We start from the raw sequence: 15,455 nt of genomic DNA, 5'->3' as shown, positions 1-15,455 counted from the left end.
TGGGATTGGTTTAGAACGCGGTAATTCGCAGAAAAATTAATCAAATCATGAACAAAACAGTCTTTTATTTATCGCAGCTTTTTATTTTTTTACTTGTTACTCTTGCCGCACGATCACAATCGGGAATTTCAGGCGAATTCAAAGTCGATTACGTTCCTTTTTCTAAATATGTACGACCAATGGATAGCACAAAAACAAATGCCGAAAGCAATTTTAAAAGAGCGCAATTGGCTTTTGAAGTTCCGCTATCTTTAAAAATGGATAAATATGATCATCCAAAACTCTGGTCGGTGTTTTTTAATAGCAGTTATGCCAAAATGGAAAACAGAAACTACAACATTCAAGATCTTCCAGTAGCATTTCAAAGCGGATTTCCAGATGAATTGCTCAATACGCAAGTTGGAGTCAAGCATTTGCGTTCTATTTCTTCTTCTTGGTCGCTGTTAATAATGGCTTCTGTAGGGGTTTATACAGACATGGTCGAAATTAATAAAGACGATGTCCTGCTTCAAGGTGGAATTCTTTTTATCAAACAATTTAATCCTAAACTGGCTTTGGGGGCTGGACCGGTTTTAACTAATAGTTTTGGTGTGCCAATGGTTCTTCCTGGAATTTATTTTAACTGGGAATCTACAGGAGCTTTGCATTTTAAAGTAGCTTTTCCGGAAGGTGTAGAAATTGGCTATCGAATGTCTGATACTTTTGACTTAAAAGCAGTAGCGGAAATAAGCGGAATGACAGCTGAAACCAAAATTGGAAATAAATCTACACTACTTGGATATCAGCAAATAATTGCAGGCTTACGACCTCAGATGAAATTTGGAAAACATTGGATTTTAGAACCAACTGGCGGAACTACTCTTCTTCGAAGTTTTTCGACAACAAACCGAAAAATTAAAGAAATTTTCAAGGAAAAAGATATTGCAGATCCAAGATTCACCACTACATTTTATGGAGCAATAGCGCTGAAATGGAAATTCTAGAGCTACCTGCTTAATAAGTTTTTATAGACTACCTCTTTCAATAATTCCTCACGGCGTGTTCTTGAAATGGGTAGTTCTTGTCCTTTTATAAATAGTCGTCCGCCAGAAATAGAATCTATATGCGTAACATTTACGAGAAATGATTTATGGATTCGAAAGAAAATTTCTTTGGGAAGTGTTTCTTCTAATGAAATCATCGTCTGATGAATAATCAACACTTTATCTTTAAAATGAAGCTTTGCATAATTTTGCATTCCTTCGATATATAAAATATCTATCCAAGAAATTTTCTGAAATCCATCTTCCTGACGCACATATAAAAAAGGATCCAATTGGCTTTGTTTTGGAGAATTCAGCATTTGATGCCATTGCTTTGCTTTTAACGAAGCTTGATAAAAACGCTGAAAAGTAATAGGTTTTAATAAATAATCTACAACCTGAAGACGATATCCATCTAAAGCATGTTCTGAATAAGCAGTTGTAAAAATCACCAGGGGCGGGTTCTCTAATGATTCCAGAAACTCCAATCCCGTAAGATAAGGCATATTGATATCCAGAAACATCAAATCGATTTGCTTTTCCTGAAGGTACGAAGTCGCTTCTAATGCCGAAGCGCAAGTACCGGCAACTTCTAGAAAATCAATTTTAGAAACAAAATCTGCTATTCCATTTCTTGCTATAGGTTCATCGTCTATTATGAGGCATTTCATTTTCATAGTTTTTTTTGTTTCTGGTTTGGTATTTTTTTGTTTCTCGCAGATTGGGCAGATTTAGCAGATTTTTTCTTTAACCGCAAAGAGCGCAAAGGTTTTACGCAAAGTTCGCAAAGTTTTAATTTTTTAAAAGGATGCAAAGATCACAAAGCATTGCGGATTAAAATTTGTGCTAATTTGCGTAATTTGCGGTTAAAATAAAATCCTTTTTAATCTTTATAATCTTTTATCCCGATAGCTATCGGGAGTGGCTAAAAATTTTAACGAAAAGAACACAAAGGTTTTACGCAAAGTTTTAATTTTATAAAAGGATGCTAAGAGCACAAAGCAATATGTTAAGATTTTGAAGATTAAAAATTCGTGCTAATTCGTGCAATTAGTGGCTAAAATAAAATCATTTTTAATCTTTATAATCTGTGGCTAAAAAATTATTTTAAATCTAAAACCACTTCAACTGTAAAATCAGAATCGGTTTTATGGATGTCTAATTTGTACTTTTCAGGATATTGTATTTCCAATCTTTTCTTCACATTCTCTAAACCTAATCCTTGATTTTTTGAAGGTATTTTATATTGCTCTGTATATGAGTTTTCTATTTTAAAATTCAGTTGATGATTTATTTGCTCGCAGGACAAATGCACATATCCTTTTTGATTTGGAAGTCGGGAAACATGTTTAAAAGCATTTTCGATCAAAGGAACCAAAAGTAACGGTACGATTTGAAGCTGTCCGTCTTCTATATTCCATTTGCTTTTTACTTCCAATTCATTTCCCCAACGAGTTTCTTCAACGGCAATTAAATCTTTTAAATATTTAATTTCAAGATGCAAAGGCACATATTCTTTGTTGCATTCATACAATTGATACCTCAAAATATCCGAAAACTGAACCAATAAATCTGAAGCTAACTTTACATTGCTCTGCATCAGAATATGAATATGGTTCAAAACATTAAACATTAAATGCGGATTAATCTGATCTTGCAAAATCTTGATTTGAGCTTCTAAATGAACCTGCTGCAATTGCGCATGATTTCTTTCGATAACATTATGTTCCTGATAAAACCGAAGTCCGCAAGCAGTGCCGCAAATTAAAATCGCAGACGGAATGTTGCCGTAAAATCGCGACCATAAAAAATGAAGAGAATCTACATCTGTTTCTTCAGGATATGCTTTCCTTCTTATAACCGAATCAGAAAAAACAATATAAATCAATGACAGACAAAATGCCAAAAGCAGCACAACAACAACGCTTTGTACGGCAAACGAGCTCATTTTATTTTGTTTTAATGCTTTGGGCAGTATAACATCACTTAAAATATGAGCTAAAACGGCAGAAGAAATCAAAACTAAAATAGCCTGAATCGTAGCCGTCAAAAAATCGTAATCTTCGATCATCTGCGCCCAAATCGTGATGCCTAACAAACTCCAAAAAAAGACTAAAAATATCCAATGCCTATTTTTATTGATTGCAATCATCTATATATAATTTACTGAGAAAATTTAACTTCAAAAATAGTTCTATATTTTTTAAACAAACAGCAAAGAAGCATAAACCATAAGTGTTATTGAAATCAATTTGACGAACTGCGTTTTTGTTTTGACCAATGGAATATAAAAAAGCAGTTTAAAAATTTTCGGACATAAAAATAAACCCGACAGGTTTTAAAAACCTGTCGGGTTTACAAAAAAATTATCTAATTGACTAATTATCTCAATTGCCCAATTACTTCTCTCCAAGTTCCTTTTTATAGAGCTCGATATTTATAGCCGTTTTCTCGTCCAATTCAGGTTCTTTAATATCGGTGTGTTTTTTCATTTCTTCCCAGATAATTTTGGCTACAATATAGCGTGACATTTCTTTATCATCTGCAGGAACAATATACCATGGCGCATGAGGTGTTGATGTCTTATTGATCGCTTCTTCATAATACTTCATATATTCATCCCAATAGCCGCGTTCTTTTAAATCACCTGGAGAAAATTTCCAATTGTGTTTTTCTTCTTCCAAACGGCGCAATAAACGCTGGCGCTGTTCTTCTTTGCTCAAGTGCAAATAGAATTTCATTACAATTGTTCCGTTTTGGCAAATATGCTTTTCAAAATTATTGATCTGCTCAATTCTATTTTCCCAAAATTCAGGCGTAATATCATCAACAGAATTAATATCCGGAAGGTTTTCAGCCAAAAGATATTCAGGATGTACTCGCGTAACCAAAACATTTTCGTAATGTGTCCTATTAAAAATAGCAAATTTCCCTTTTTCTGGAAGCGCGATATAATGACGCCACAAATAATCATGTTCCAGTTCTGCTGAAGTTGGAGTTTTAAAACTATGAACCACTACTCCACGCGGATTAAATTCTTTAAAAACCTCCCGAATCAAACTGTCCTTACCCGAAGTATCCATTCCTTGAAGACAAATCAAAACGCTGTATTTGTTGTGCGCATACATTACGTCTTGCAAATCGCTCAATTTGGCTTGAACCTTGTCTAGTTTTTCTTCTTTTTCATCGTCATCGGCTTTAATATTTAAAACAGTTGGAATTTCTTTGAGCTTTATTTTATCTACAACTTTAAAATCTTTCGGGTCTATTGATTTCATATTTTCAAATTTTATATCATAAATATACTACTTTTACGAAGCATATTCCTGCTATCCATTGCAATACTTTTCAATAAATAGCTTTTTTCCAAAGCCATAACAAGAGCTTCCGTTGGTCGCTTTCTTATGTCAGGAAAAAATGCAATTTCTTTTCAAAGTATTTCCATTACTATCAGGGCTAGGCACTTATTTTCAAAAGAACAATTCAAATATTTCAAATTCATAATGAAAAAGATATTTCTAATTGTATTTTTACTTTTCTTAAATAAGTCTTATTGTCAAGATGGAAATTACTCAAATCCTGAAAAAGCCTTAATTAAAGTATATGGGAAATGTTACAAGGATTTAAAGTCAATTGAAGGAACAAGAGGTCTTATTCCTGAAAAGAAAAATGTAAAATTCTGTTCCCTATACCAATGTGTTTCAAGAATTGAATATGCAGAGAAACAAAAAGATATCGAAAAAGCAATCATTAAAAGAGCTATAGAAATAACTGTCAGACTTTATAGTGAAGGAACTCCAGTATCTTTAATCTATGGAATGAACAGTTCAAGTCAAGCCGATTGGGATAATCAAATTTTGACAGATGACGATAATTTAGTCTATATAAGTGTTGCAGAATGTATTGTTTCAAACTCTTTAATAAAAATATGTGAAGCAGTAAATAAAACAACAATGGAGTTAATTAACAACTCAAAATCAGTAAAACAAAAAAAATAAAATAGCAGAAGCTTTCAAAACAACATTCATGGAAAAATTCACATTAGAAATATTATTTCAAATTATCGGAATCGGTTCGGCATCGGGATTATTTTACAATAATGATGCTCTTTATGTAATTGGCGACAACAGCGGATTTCTTTACGAGTACAATATGCAAAATCAGCAATTGAATCAGCATGCTTTGATTGATAATCCAACACAGAATATTCCAAAAAACTTAAAACCCGATTTTGAGTCTATCACACATCATAATGATACACTTTATGTTTTTGGTTCTGGTTCTACCGAAAACCGAAACAAAATGATTGAATTCGATTTGAAATCAAAAACTGTTTTACAGAAAAACAATTTAGTCGATTTGTATGCCGTAATGCAGAATTTTGGAGAAATTAAACCAGAAGATTTCAATCTTGAAGGTGCTATTTTTGATGGTGAAAACTGGTATTTATTCAATCGCGGAAATGGCGTTTCTAACAAAAACACCATTTTTACGATTCACGCCAAAAATCTAGGAGAAGAATTTGCTCTGATTTCGGTTAATTATAAACTTCCAAAAATAAAAGGCGTTCGTTCCAGTTTTACCGATGCTGTTTTGGTCGACGATAAAATCTATTTCCTCTCAACTGCCGAAGACACAAAATCAACTTACGATGACGGAGAAATTCTAGGAAGTTTCATCGGAAGAATTGACGTAAAAACCATGAAAATAGATTTCACTCAAAAAATTACCTCAACCAATAAATTTGAAGGTCTGACTTTCTATAAAAAAGAAAATAATAAAATCGAGTTTTTGCTTTGCGAGGATAATGATACAGAAATTTTGGAAACAAAGATTTATAAATTAACATTACCTCTTAAATAAATTGTAACATTTTTCTTAAAATAGCGTCTTTTATACCAAAACCAAAAAACCAATAATTATAAATTTATTTAAAAAATAATGATCAGAAAAACCGCTTTCGCTCTTTTAGTTTTTATTACAAGTCAAGCTTCACAAGCCCAATACAAATACCCTACGACTCCTGAACGTCCTGTTGTAGATGACTATTTTGGAACCAAAATCACAGACTCATACAGATGGCTTGAAGACATGAACAATCCTGAGGTTCAAAAATGGTTCAAAGACGAATCGGATTATACCAACTCTATTGTAAAAACTATTTCTGGGCGTGATGACCTTTTTAAAAGAATGAAAGAAATTCAAGCTTTGGGTGGAGATCAATACGCTTTAATCAGGCAGGTTGGAGATATTTATTATTATACTAAAAATAAAAAAAATGAAAATATCGATAAATTGTACCTTCGCAAAGGTAAAAACGGAACCGAAATTTTATTGATAGATCCTACTACGATCAAAAAAGGGGCAACTATTACAAGTTTTATTATTAGTCCTGACAATAAAAAATTGGCAGTAACCATCTCTCAAGACGGTGCAGAAGTTTGTGATCTCCAAATTATGGATCTTGAATCGAAAAAATTCCTTTCGGATAAACTTACACCTGTTTGGAGCGAATTTCCTTTTGAATTTACTCCAGATAGTAAGGCCATAACATATACACAAATGGTTACCAGAGATAATACAAGTGAAGATTTTTTGAAGAATATGAAATCTTTCCTGCACATTATTGGCACTGATTCTAAAACAGATAAAATACTGGCTTCAAAAGAAAACAATCCTGAATTAGGCATTCTGTCTGAACAATTCCCTTATGTTACCTTTTCTAATGATTATGCGTATATAATTTTAAATATTGGGTCTACAAAAAATGAAGAATTTTCTTTTTACGTTCCATTTTCTGAACTTGGAAAATCAAAAATTAATTGGAAACCATTAATTAAATATGAGGATGAAATAACGGGAAGTCACATTATTGGTGACAAACTATTTTTTCTTACTCACAAAAATGCGCCAAACTATAAACTTGCCTATACAAGTATAAAAAAACCAAATTTTGATAATGCCACAATCCTTGTTCCAGAAAATGACAAAGTAATACGAAGATTAAGAAAGTCTAAAAACTTTATCTATTATAATTTGAGCGACGGAATCAATCAGGAAATTTTTCAAGTTAACGCCAAAACTTTAGAAACCAAAAAAATTCCATTACCAGTGGGTTCTAATGGCGGTTATCCATTAAATCCACATCAAACTGACGATTTGTTATTATTTAACAATGGTTGGGTTACACCTTCTACAGATTATGATTATAATAGCTTAACAGGCAAACTAGAAAAAAGTACGGAATTAACTTCTAATGGTGCTTTTCCTGACTTTAGCAAAGATCACGTTGTAAAAGAAGTAGAGGTTCCAAGTCATGACGGTGTAATGGTTCCACTGTCTATTATTTATCCAAAAAACGTAAAAATGGATGGTTCTACATCTTGCTTTATTACAGGATATGGTGGCTATGGAATTAGCGAATATCCGTATTTTGTTGGTCCTAGTTTAATGACTTTATTAGAACAGAACACTATTGTAGCTTTTGCCCACGTAAGAGGCGGAGGTGAAAAAGGTAATCAATGGCATGTAGACGGAATGAAAGCAAAAAAACCAAATACATGGAAGGACTTTATTGCCTGCTCTGAATATTTGATTAAAGAAAAATTTACTTCTAAAGAGAAACTTATTGGAAATGGAGTTAGTATGGGAGGTGTATTGATTGGAAGAGCAATCACAGAACGTCCTGATCTTTATAAAGTAGCACTTGTAGAAGTAGGCTGTACAAACACTTTAAGAATGGAAACTACCCCTAATGGTCCAAATCAGATACCTGAAGTTGGATCTCTAAAAAATGAAGAAGATGTAAAACATATATTAGAAATGGATTCGCAGAGTAAAGTAAAGAAAGGCGAAAAATATCCAGCAGTTTTTATTAGAACAGGCATCAACGACCCTAGAGTTGTACCATGGGAACCAGGTAAGTTTGCAGCAATCCTACAAAATTATAATAAATCAGAAAATCCAATTTTGTTACATGTTAACTATGCAAACGGCCATCATTCAAATGATTTAGATGTTACATTTGGAGACGAAGCCGATATGTTTGCTTTTGCCTTATGGCAAGTTGGGAACCCTAAGTTTCAAATTGCGAAATAATTGCAAAAAAACAAAAGCTCGATTTCTATAAAATAAGAAATTGAGCTTTTTATTTATATCCGAAATTTTACAACACAACTTAATCTAGTGAAATAAAACGTATTTTATGAAGAGAATAATTCTGTTATTATTTATAATTGGTGTTATTGCAACAAGCGCTTTTTTATTCTACAATTTTAAAGAAAACAAAGAATTAAAGGAATACTCCAAAACTATATACGTGAAAGACTTGAATCCAAAATCTTTTATTGAGCTTTGCAAAAAGAGATATAATAAAACGCCAATTAATAGTGTGACAATGGCGGGAGAATTTCCAGAAAATTGGGTAAAACCAAACGATGTGAATTATTTAATCTCTTTAATGTATTCTAAAGAAAAATGTTGCGGATATATGAACATTTTTTCCTCACATATTTCAAAAGAAGATGCTGAAATTGGAGGTTTTGCTTTAATTTTTTTAGATTCTTATATTTCCAAAACAAAAATAAATTTGGGTTTAAATAGCTATCCAAAAACTAGCAAAGAATCAATCAGAAAAATAGAAAACTGGTACAGAAAGACAAAGAAAATTTAAATTATTTCTAATTAGTAAATGAAACAACTCTACAGAATCATATTCATTTTATTTTTTATCAGCCTTAAAATTTATTCTCAAACAGAAGAAGCTATAATTTACTTTAAAGACGGAGATTCTATTGAGGGATTTGCTTCTTTAAATTTCAATAAAATAAAATTTAAGGTCGCTCCCGAAGACAAACCTGATACTTGGAATGATGAATTTGTTAAAAAAATTACATTTTTAGGTTTTAACTCTGCGAGGTCTTTTGAATATGTGAAATTAAATTCATTAGACAAGCCAAAACTGGTCGAGATTATTATTAAAGGAGAAGCCACCTTATATAAAAAATTTGGGTCAGATTTTAGTCTTCTCGATCAAATTTATAATCCACATGATGAACGACCAGCAACTTACAATCCTCAAACCAGTTCTTCCTCCCAACCAACTGAATCTTCTGAATTTTATTATGTAAAAAAAGCAAAAGACAAATATCCAACGTGTTTAAACTGCGGTATTGTAAACTCATGGCGAAAAAACACTTCTAAAGTTTTTGCTGACTGCGATTTTATCGTCAAAAAACTAAAAAGCGACAAATGGATTTTCGAAGACATTAAAGAAATCGTAGAATTTTATAATGATATTTGTTTAGGAGAATGATTACGGTCAGATGCACTGCAGTGCATCTCTACAATAAACCTTTGTAACTTTGTAGCTTTGTAACTTTGAACCTAAAAAAAATATTTTAATATTTTTTTCACCCTCGTCCCAACCTTTTTATCTTTTTATCTCTCTATATAAGAAAGACAACAATTGTGATAAACGAAACTCAAATAGCAAACTGTAAAAAAATGCACCGCGATGCCCAGCGTCAGGTGTACGAATACATGGCGCCAAAGTTGTACCGCCTTTGCAAAAGATATTTAAAAAAGGAAGAGGAAATCGAAGAAGCTTTGGCCGATTCTTTCTTTACTATTTTCACCAAACTAGAACAGTTAAAAGAAGCGTATGCTTTTGAAGCTTGGGCAAGACGTATAACTGTAAATCATTGTTTGGCGACCATTAGAAAAGCAACCAACTTTAACATGTATCTCGACGACGTAAAGCTGATTTCTCAGCCTTCTGTTGACGAACTAAATACATTGGAAGAAGAAGATTTACTTAATTTATTAAACCATATTCCTGATGGCTGTAAAACTGTGTTTAACCTTTTTGTCATTGAAGGTTTTTCGCATAAAGAAATAGCCGAAATGCTGAAAATCTCTGAAGGTACCTCAAAATCACAATTGAATGCTGCTAAGACCAAACTGAAAGAACTGGTTAATAAACTGTATTATCAAAAAGCAAAATAGTCATGGACAATCAAGATAAATTATTCGATAAAATAAAAGAAGCTTCGCAAAAAGCCGAGTTTCAAGACTTTCCAGGAATGGAAAAAGTCTGGGCGCGTGTAGAAGAAAAACTGGACAAAAAAGAAGACAAAAAAACAATAACATTATGGAAAAAAATCGCGGTTGCAGCTTCTCTTCTATTATTGCTTTCTTTAGGATTTCAATTTTTAAATTCTAATAAAGAAACTATAACAAAAACTCCAAAAGTAGTTTTGGAAGAAAAAGAAATAAAACAGCCTCAAACTGAAGAGCCTATTGTAAAACAAAATGATGCAACTTCTTCAGGAATAGTTTCAAACGAAGAAGCCGTTAAAATTTTAAACAATCAAACTAAAAAGAAAGAACGAGTTGCTGTTCAAGAAGTAACGGCTCCTCAAGCTGGACCAGTTCTGTCTGCACCAAGTCCAAGTATTGCGGCAGAAGCTGTTGTTTCTGCAAATGCACCTCTTAGAAGCGAATCTTATGAGGAAGAAAATAACATCGTTTCAAAAAAAGAAGTGACTCCAGAAATGGGCTATTCAAGCTATCCTCAAAGAGAATCTGCAAAAACGGCTTACTCTGCAACACCAACGCAAAGAGCAAAAAAAAGCAGTCCTTTAGTTGTTCTAAACGGAAATGCATTAGCGCACAGCAACGATGCAAAAAAAGACAAAATGATTCAGAACGAACTTCCGAATTTACAACCAGAAAATTTAGATTCGCTTGTAGTTCTTGATGAACCTTTGTATATCATTGACGGAATTTATTATTCTGAAAATGATTTATTCGGCAAAAATCCAACAAGCCCTTATGCGCCTTTAGATAAACAAGACATTAAAACCGTAACTATTTTACAAGACCTTGAAGCGACCGAAAAATATGGCGAAAGAGGTAAAAAAGGAGTTGTTATAATCACTACAAAAAACGGAAAACCAGCTCCGAAAAAATAATCTAATGCTTTGTCAAAGTCTGCAGCTTTGACAAAGCAAAACCCAAACATTAATTCTAAAACTTATTATCATGAAAAGTCTAAAACTTATTTCATCAGCCATTGCTATGCTTATATGTTTCGTAACCATGGCACAAGAAAGAACAATTTCTGGAATCGTTTCAGATGAAAGCAAACAGCCACTTCCAGGCGTAACTGTTTTCAATCAGACATCAAAAAAAAATGTTGCAACTGATTTTGATGGAAAGTATACCATTCAAGCTAAAACTGGAGACATGTTAGTTTTCAGCTTCATTGGATACAAAAACCAAAGTCAAAAGGTTCAAAACTCAAATACGATTAATATAAAACTTTTTCCAGATAATCAGACTTTAAGCGAAGTTGTCGTTGTGGGTTATGGCGTAAGCAGTTCGGAATACGAAGACCGAAGCTATGCTCGTGCTGAAAGAAGAAGAGAGAAAAAAGATGCTGCGCAGGCACTAAAAGGAAAAGCTACGGGAATTCAAGTTCAAAATTCGATGGGATATTCTGCTATGCCAAGCCCAACTGTTGTTATTCGCGGAAATGAATCTGTTTCTCCAAAGAATGAACCTATTTACATTATTGATGGAGTTCCAGCAAAAGCCAATCAAATGGCAAAAATTAATCCTAATGATATTGATAATGTTTCGGTTTTAAAAGATAAAAATGCGACTTCAATTTATGGAAGCAAAGCTTCAAATGGCGTTGTGGTTATTTCAACCAAAAATGAAATCTATAAGAACCTTTCTGAAAAAGAATTAGATAAAAAATTAAACATCCTTCCGAATCCAGCTGAACCAACTCAGGAAGATTATGATGCTTTTGTAGAAAATGCTTTCGAAAGTCCAAAAACAGCTCCGCTTTCAACTTTTTCTATAGATGTTGATAATGCTTCTTATACGAATATCAGACGTTTTTTAAACAATGGTCAGCAAGTTCCAAAAGATGCGGTTCGTGTAGAAGAAATGGTGAATTTTTTCAAATACACTTATCCACAGCCAAAAAATGAGCATCCGTTTTCTATCAATACAGAAGTGAGCGATTCGCCTTGGAATAAGAACAATAAAATTTTGAAAATTGGTTTACAAGGAGAAAATATTCCAACCCATGATTTACCAGCTTCAAACCTTGTTTTCCTGATTGATGTTTCGGGTTCCATGAGCGATATGAACAAATTGCCTTTATTGAAACAATCTTTAAAAATATTGGTAAACGAGTTACGTGCAAAAGACAAAGTTGCGATTGTGGTTTATGCTGGCGCTGCAGGAATGGTTTTGCCTCCAACTTCTGGAGACGAGAAAAAAACAATCATCGATGCTTTAGATAAATTACAATCTGGAGGAAGTACAGCCGGAGGTGCAGGAATCGAACTGGCTTATAAAACGGCAACTGAAAATTTCATTAAAGGCGGAAACAATCGCGTAATTCTAGCAACTGACGGAGATTTTAATGTTGGAAGCACTTCTAATTCTGATATGGAAAAACTAATTGAAGAAAAAAGAAAAACAGGTGTTTTCTTGACTTGTTTAGGTTACGGAATGGGAAATTACAAAGACAGCAAAATGGAAATCTTGGCTGATAAAGGAAACGGGAATTACGCTTATATCGATAACATTCAAGAAGCGAATCGTTTTTTAGGAAAAGAATTCAAAGGTTCGATGTTTGCAATTGCGAAAGATGTAAAAATTCAGATCGAGTTCAATCCAAAACAAGTTCAGGCGTATCGTTTGATTGGTTATGAAAACAGAAAATTGCGTCCAGAAGATTTTAAAAATGATGCTATTGATGCTGGCGAATTAGGCAGCAATCATACTGTGACAGCTTTGTATGAAATTATTCCAGCTGGTGTAAAAAGTGATTATTTGGCGGAACAGCCAGATCCTTTAAAATACACTAAAACAGAAACCAGTTCAAACAATTACAGCAACGAATTGGCTACAATTAAATTCCGTTACAAAAAACCTGATGGCGAAAAAAGCATCGAAATGGTTCAGGTAATCGAAAACAAATCGGTTGCTTTGGAGAAAGCGAGCGATGATATGAAATTTAGTTCTGCCGTAGCTTGGTTTGGATTAAAATTGAGAGATTCAAAATTAATTGCCGACAAGTCTTCTGAAGAAATTATAAAACTTGCCAAGCAAGGAAATTCAAACGATGGCGAAGGCTATAAAGCTGAGTTTATTCGTTTGGTTGAAACTTCTAAACAGTATAATTAATAAATATTGTATTACATTTGCGGCTTCATTTTTAAAACATATTTTACACACGTATGAATCCCATTTTAAGCCAAAATCTATTTTTAGTAAAAGAACATGTTGGAATGTTCAAAGCCGCAAATAATTACGACATATATCATCCAGAAACCAATCAAATCATTATGAACTGCCGAGAAAACAATCTTGGTTTCTTCACAAAAGTATTTCGATTTACAGATTATAAAAGAGCAACTCCGTTTAATGTTGAAATTACAACTGCTTCTGGAGAAAAATTAGTTACCGTAAGAAGAGGTGTTGCCATCTTTAGATCTACCGTTGAAGTATTGGATGAAAAAGATCGTTTGATTGGAACTTTCAAACAAAAATTTTTCTCAATCGGAGGAAGATTTGAAATTTTAGATAAAAACGAAAAACCGGTTGCAACACTGCAAGGAAAATGGACCGGCTGGGATTTTAAATTTTCGCACGAGAATAAGCAACTGGCTCAAGTAAGTAAAAAATGGGCAGGATTAGGAAAAGAGTTTTTTACAAGTGCCGATAATTATGTTCTTCAGATTGAAGATACAGTTACAGCTGACAGTCCGTTGAGACAATTGATTTTAGGAGCTGTCATGTGTATTGACATGGTTCTAAAAGAATAACAAAAGTTGTTAAACTTAGATTAAGAATATCTTTTAAAGCATCATTTTAGTTTTCAAAATCTTATTTTTGTAAGACTTAAAATGATGCTTTCTGCATTTCTAAAAACACAATCATGACCGACTTAAAAAATAAAAACGCCTTTATAACGGGCGCAGGAAAAGGAATAGGAAAAGCTGTGGCAATTGCTTTGGCAAAAGAAGGTGTAAACCTGATTTTGGTTTCTAGAACCAAAAGCGATATTGACCAATTGGCAAAAGAAACTTCAAAATTGGGAGTAAAAACTTTGGCCTTGTCTGCTGATGTTTCTGACATTAATTCTATAAATGCTGCTGCTGAAAAAGCTATTGCTGAATTTAAACACATCGATATTTTAATCAACAGTGCCGGAATTGCTTCTTTTGGAAAATTCTTAGAATTGGAACCAGAAGCTTGGGAAAGAATTATTCAGGTAAATTTAATGGGAACGTATTATACAACTCGTGCCCTTATTCCAAATATGATCGAAAGACAAACTGGAGATATCATCAATATTTCATCAACTGCTGGATTAAACGGAAACGCTCTGACAAGTGCTTACAGTGCTTCTAAATTTGCTGTTTTAGGTTTAACCGATTCTTTAATGCAGGAAATGAGAAAACACAATATTCGTGTTACTGCCTTGACACCAAGTACTGTGGCTACAGATATGGCAAAAGACTTAAACTTAACGGATGGAAATCCAGAAAAAGTAATGCAGTCTGAAGATATGGCAGATTTAATAATTGCACAGTTAAAATTAAACCGAAGAGTGTTTATTAAAAACAGCAGTATCTGGTCTACTAACCCGTAAAGAATAAATTCTAAATTTTTGAAATTCCAAATTCCAATCTCAAAGTAATTGGAGTTTGGAATTTAAATATTGGAATTTGGAACTAAATTATTGGAATTTTAAAAACACATGATGGAACAATATTTAAGACAATTGGTCGAAATAGAATTTCAGGATAAAAAACAGATTTTCTCCGGATTTCTTATTGATTATTCTGACGAATGGATTTTACTTCGAAATAATCCTGTAGATTTTATTTTGGATGGTTTTGTTATTTTGAGAAATAAAAACATTGAAGCAGTAAACCGCGATCATGATCTGGCTTTCACAGAAAAAGTAATCCGTCTGAAAGGTTTAAAAATCAATTCTGATGATATTATCCCGATTAAAGATTTGGCTTCGATTATTAAATTTATTTCTGAGAAATATGGCATTTTTCAGATTGCAAAAAAATCATCTAAATCTGCTTACCTAGGAAAATTAATCGAATTAAATGAGGAAGAATTGACCATCGATTTTTTAGATACGCAAGGTCAGTTTGGTGGAGAATTAAGTTTTAATCCCGAAAAAATTCGAGTTATAGAATTTGATACTGATTATATTAATTCTTTGAAATTGGTGGTTCAGGAAAATGAGTAATTTATAAAAAACAGAAAAGCCTCTAATTAAGAGGCTTTTTTTGTCATTCCGAGAAACGAGAAATCACACTAGTAATTCCATATGCTATAATTGTCAACCTTTGTCGAGTTTCGAGTGTGATTCCTCGTTCCTCG

General features: G+C 33.0%; 15 protein-coding genes. 12 read left to right on the top strand and 3 right to left on the bottom strand.

Annotated features, from left to right (window positions below; all coding sequences use genetic code 11):
* The first annotated feature begins 47 nt into the window (after positions 1-47).
* On the top strand, positions 48-983 hold the full coding sequence (locus tag RB618_RS20145) for a DUF6268 family outer membrane beta-barrel protein (RefSeq protein ID WP_308070424.1): 936 nt from the start codon (positions 48-50) through the stop codon (positions 981-983).
* 2 nt (positions 984-985) lie between these two features.
* Here the strand turns inward: RB618_RS20145 and RB618_RS20140 are convergent, their stop codons facing one another.
* From RB618_RS20140 to RB618_RS20130, 3 genes are all read right to left on the bottom strand, one after another.
* On the bottom strand, positions 986-1,699 hold the full coding sequence (locus RB618_RS20140) for a LytTR family DNA-binding domain-containing protein (RefSeq protein WP_308070423.1): 714 nt from the start codon (positions 1,697-1,699) through the stop codon (positions 986-988).
* 425 nt (positions 1,700-2,124) lie between these two features.
* Positions 2,125-3,174, bottom strand: a complete 1,050-nt coding sequence (locus RB618_RS20135) for a histidine kinase (RefSeq protein WP_308070422.1) — start codon at positions 3,172-3,174, stop codon at positions 2,125-2,127.
* 247 nt (positions 3,175-3,421) lie between these two features.
* Positions 3,422-4,300, bottom strand: coding sequence for a PPK2 family polyphosphate kinase (locus RB618_RS20130; RefSeq protein WP_308070421.1), 879 nt, complete (start codon positions 4,298-4,300; stop codon positions 3,422-3,424).
* A gap of 225 nt (positions 4,301-4,525) precedes the next feature.
* On the opposite strand from RB618_RS20130, the gene RB618_RS20125 reads away from it, so the two are divergent.
* The 11 genes from RB618_RS20125 to RB618_RS20075 all read left to right on the top strand — a co-directional run bounded on the left by RB618_RS20125 (position 4,526) and on the right by RB618_RS20075 (position 15,321).
* The gene (locus tag RB618_RS20125) at positions 4,526-5,020 is read left to right on the top strand and encodes a hypothetical protein (protein ID WP_308070420.1); all 495 of its coding nucleotides are present in this window, start codon (positions 4,526-4,528) and stop codon (positions 5,018-5,020) included.
* Positions 5,021-5,048: 28 nt separating this feature from the next.
* On the top strand, positions 5,049-5,885 hold the full coding sequence (locus tag RB618_RS20120; protein ID WP_308070419.1) for a hypothetical protein: 837 nt from the start codon (positions 5,049-5,051) through the stop codon (positions 5,883-5,885).
* 78 nt (positions 5,886-5,963) lie between these two features.
* Positions 5,964-8,120, top strand: coding sequence for a prolyl oligopeptidase family serine peptidase (locus RB618_RS20115; RefSeq protein WP_308070418.1), 2,157 nt, complete (start codon positions 5,964-5,966; stop codon positions 8,118-8,120).
* Positions 8,121-8,226: 106 nt separating this feature from the next.
* Positions 8,227-8,694 carry a hypothetical protein gene (locus tag RB618_RS20110; protein ID WP_308070417.1) on the top strand — a complete coding sequence of 156 codons (468 nt, stop codon included), beginning with the start codon at positions 8,227-8,229 and terminating at the stop codon, positions 8,692-8,694.
* Between the two features lie 18 nt (positions 8,695-8,712).
* A complete protein-coding gene (locus tag RB618_RS20105; RefSeq protein WP_308070416.1) occupies positions 8,713-9,336 on the top strand; it encodes a hypothetical protein in 624 nt (207 codons plus the stop codon).
* 191 nt (positions 9,337-9,527) lie between these two features.
* Positions 9,528-10,028: a sigma-70 family RNA polymerase sigma factor gene (locus RB618_RS20100; RefSeq protein WP_308070415.1), complete on the top strand. Its 501-nt coding sequence runs from the start codon at positions 9,528-9,530 to the stop codon at positions 10,026-10,028.
* A 2-nt stretch (positions 10,029-10,030) separates the two neighbouring features.
* Positions 10,031-10,996 (top strand): hypothetical protein, encoded by a 966-nt coding sequence (locus RB618_RS20095; protein ID WP_308070414.1) that lies wholly within the window; start codon positions 10,031-10,033, stop codon positions 10,994-10,996.
* Positions 10,997-11,066: 70 nt separating this feature from the next.
* A complete protein-coding gene (locus RB618_RS20090) occupies positions 11,067-13,232 on the top strand; it encodes a von Willebrand factor type A domain-containing protein (protein WP_308070413.1) in 2,166 nt (721 codons plus the stop codon).
* 53 nt (positions 13,233-13,285) lie between these two features.
* Positions 13,286-13,873, top strand: coding sequence for a phospholipid scramblase-related protein (locus RB618_RS20085; RefSeq protein ID WP_308070412.1), 588 nt, complete (start codon positions 13,286-13,288; stop codon positions 13,871-13,873).
* Between the two features lie 113 nt (positions 13,874-13,986).
* Positions 13,987-14,703, top strand: coding sequence for a 3-ketoacyl-ACP reductase (locus RB618_RS20080; protein ID WP_308070411.1), 717 nt, complete (start codon positions 13,987-13,989; stop codon positions 14,701-14,703).
* 111 nt (positions 14,704-14,814) lie between these two features.
* A complete protein-coding gene (locus tag RB618_RS20075) occupies positions 14,815-15,321 on the top strand; it encodes a hypothetical protein (RefSeq protein WP_308070587.1) in 507 nt (168 codons plus the stop codon).
* Positions 15,322-15,455 lie beyond the last annotated feature (134 nt).

Origin of the sequence: Flavobacterium sp. LHD-85, from assembly GCF_030929595.1 — a bacterium.
Lineage (GTDB): Bacteria > Bacteroidota > Bacteroidia > Flavobacteriales > Flavobacteriaceae > Flavobacterium.
This window is presented reverse-complemented; position numbering and strand designations above follow the sequence as displayed.

Excerpts from the sequence above, each read along its gene's own strand:
- RB618_RS20080 (WP_308070411.1), top strand. The coding sequence starts at position 13,987 with ATGACCGACTTAAAAAATAAAAACGCCTTTATAACGGGCGCAGGAAAA.
- RB618_RS20075 (WP_308070587.1), top strand. The coding sequence starts at position 14,815 with ATGGAACAATATTTAAGACAATTGGTCGAAATAGAATTTCAGGATAAA.
- RB618_RS20130 (WP_308070421.1), bottom strand. The coding sequence starts at position 4,300 with ATGAAATCAATAGACCCGAAAGATTTTAAAGTTGTAGATAAAATAAAG.
- RB618_RS20140 (WP_308070423.1), bottom strand. The coding sequence starts at position 1,699 with ATGAAAATGAAATGCCTCATAATAGACGATGAACCTATAGCAAGAAAT.
- RB618_RS20100 (WP_308070415.1), top strand. The coding sequence starts at position 9,528 with ATGCACCGCGATGCCCAGCGTCAGGTGTACGAATACATGGCGCCAAAG.
- RB618_RS20115 (WP_308070418.1), top strand. The coding sequence starts at position 5,964 with ATGATCAGAAAAACCGCTTTCGCTCTTTTAGTTTTTATTACAAGTCAA.
- RB618_RS20090 (WP_308070413.1), top strand. The coding sequence starts at position 11,067 with ATGAAAAGTCTAAAACTTATTTCATCAGCCATTGCTATGCTTATATGT.
- RB618_RS20085 (WP_308070412.1), top strand. The coding sequence starts at position 13,286 with ATGAATCCCATTTTAAGCCAAAATCTATTTTTAGTAAAAGAACATGTT.
- RB618_RS20110 (WP_308070417.1), top strand. The coding sequence starts at position 8,227 with ATGAAGAGAATAATTCTGTTATTATTTATAATTGGTGTTATTGCAACA.
- RB618_RS20125 (WP_308070420.1), top strand. The coding sequence starts at position 4,526 with ATGAAAAAGATATTTCTAATTGTATTTTTACTTTTCTTAAATAAGTCT.
- RB618_RS20120 (WP_308070419.1), top strand. The coding sequence starts at position 5,049 with ATGGAAAAATTCACATTAGAAATATTATTTCAAATTATCGGAATCGGT.
- RB618_RS20105 (WP_308070416.1), top strand. The coding sequence starts at position 8,713 with ATGAAACAACTCTACAGAATCATATTCATTTTATTTTTTATCAGCCTT.
- RB618_RS20095 (WP_308070414.1), top strand. The coding sequence starts at position 10,031 with ATGGACAATCAAGATAAATTATTCGATAAAATAAAAGAAGCTTCGCAA.
- RB618_RS20135 (WP_308070422.1), bottom strand. The coding sequence starts at position 3,174 with ATGATTGCAATCAATAAAAATAGGCATTGGATATTTTTAGTCTTTTTT.
- RB618_RS20145 (WP_308070424.1), top strand. The coding sequence starts at position 48 with ATGAACAAAACAGTCTTTTATTTATCGCAGCTTTTTATTTTTTTACTT.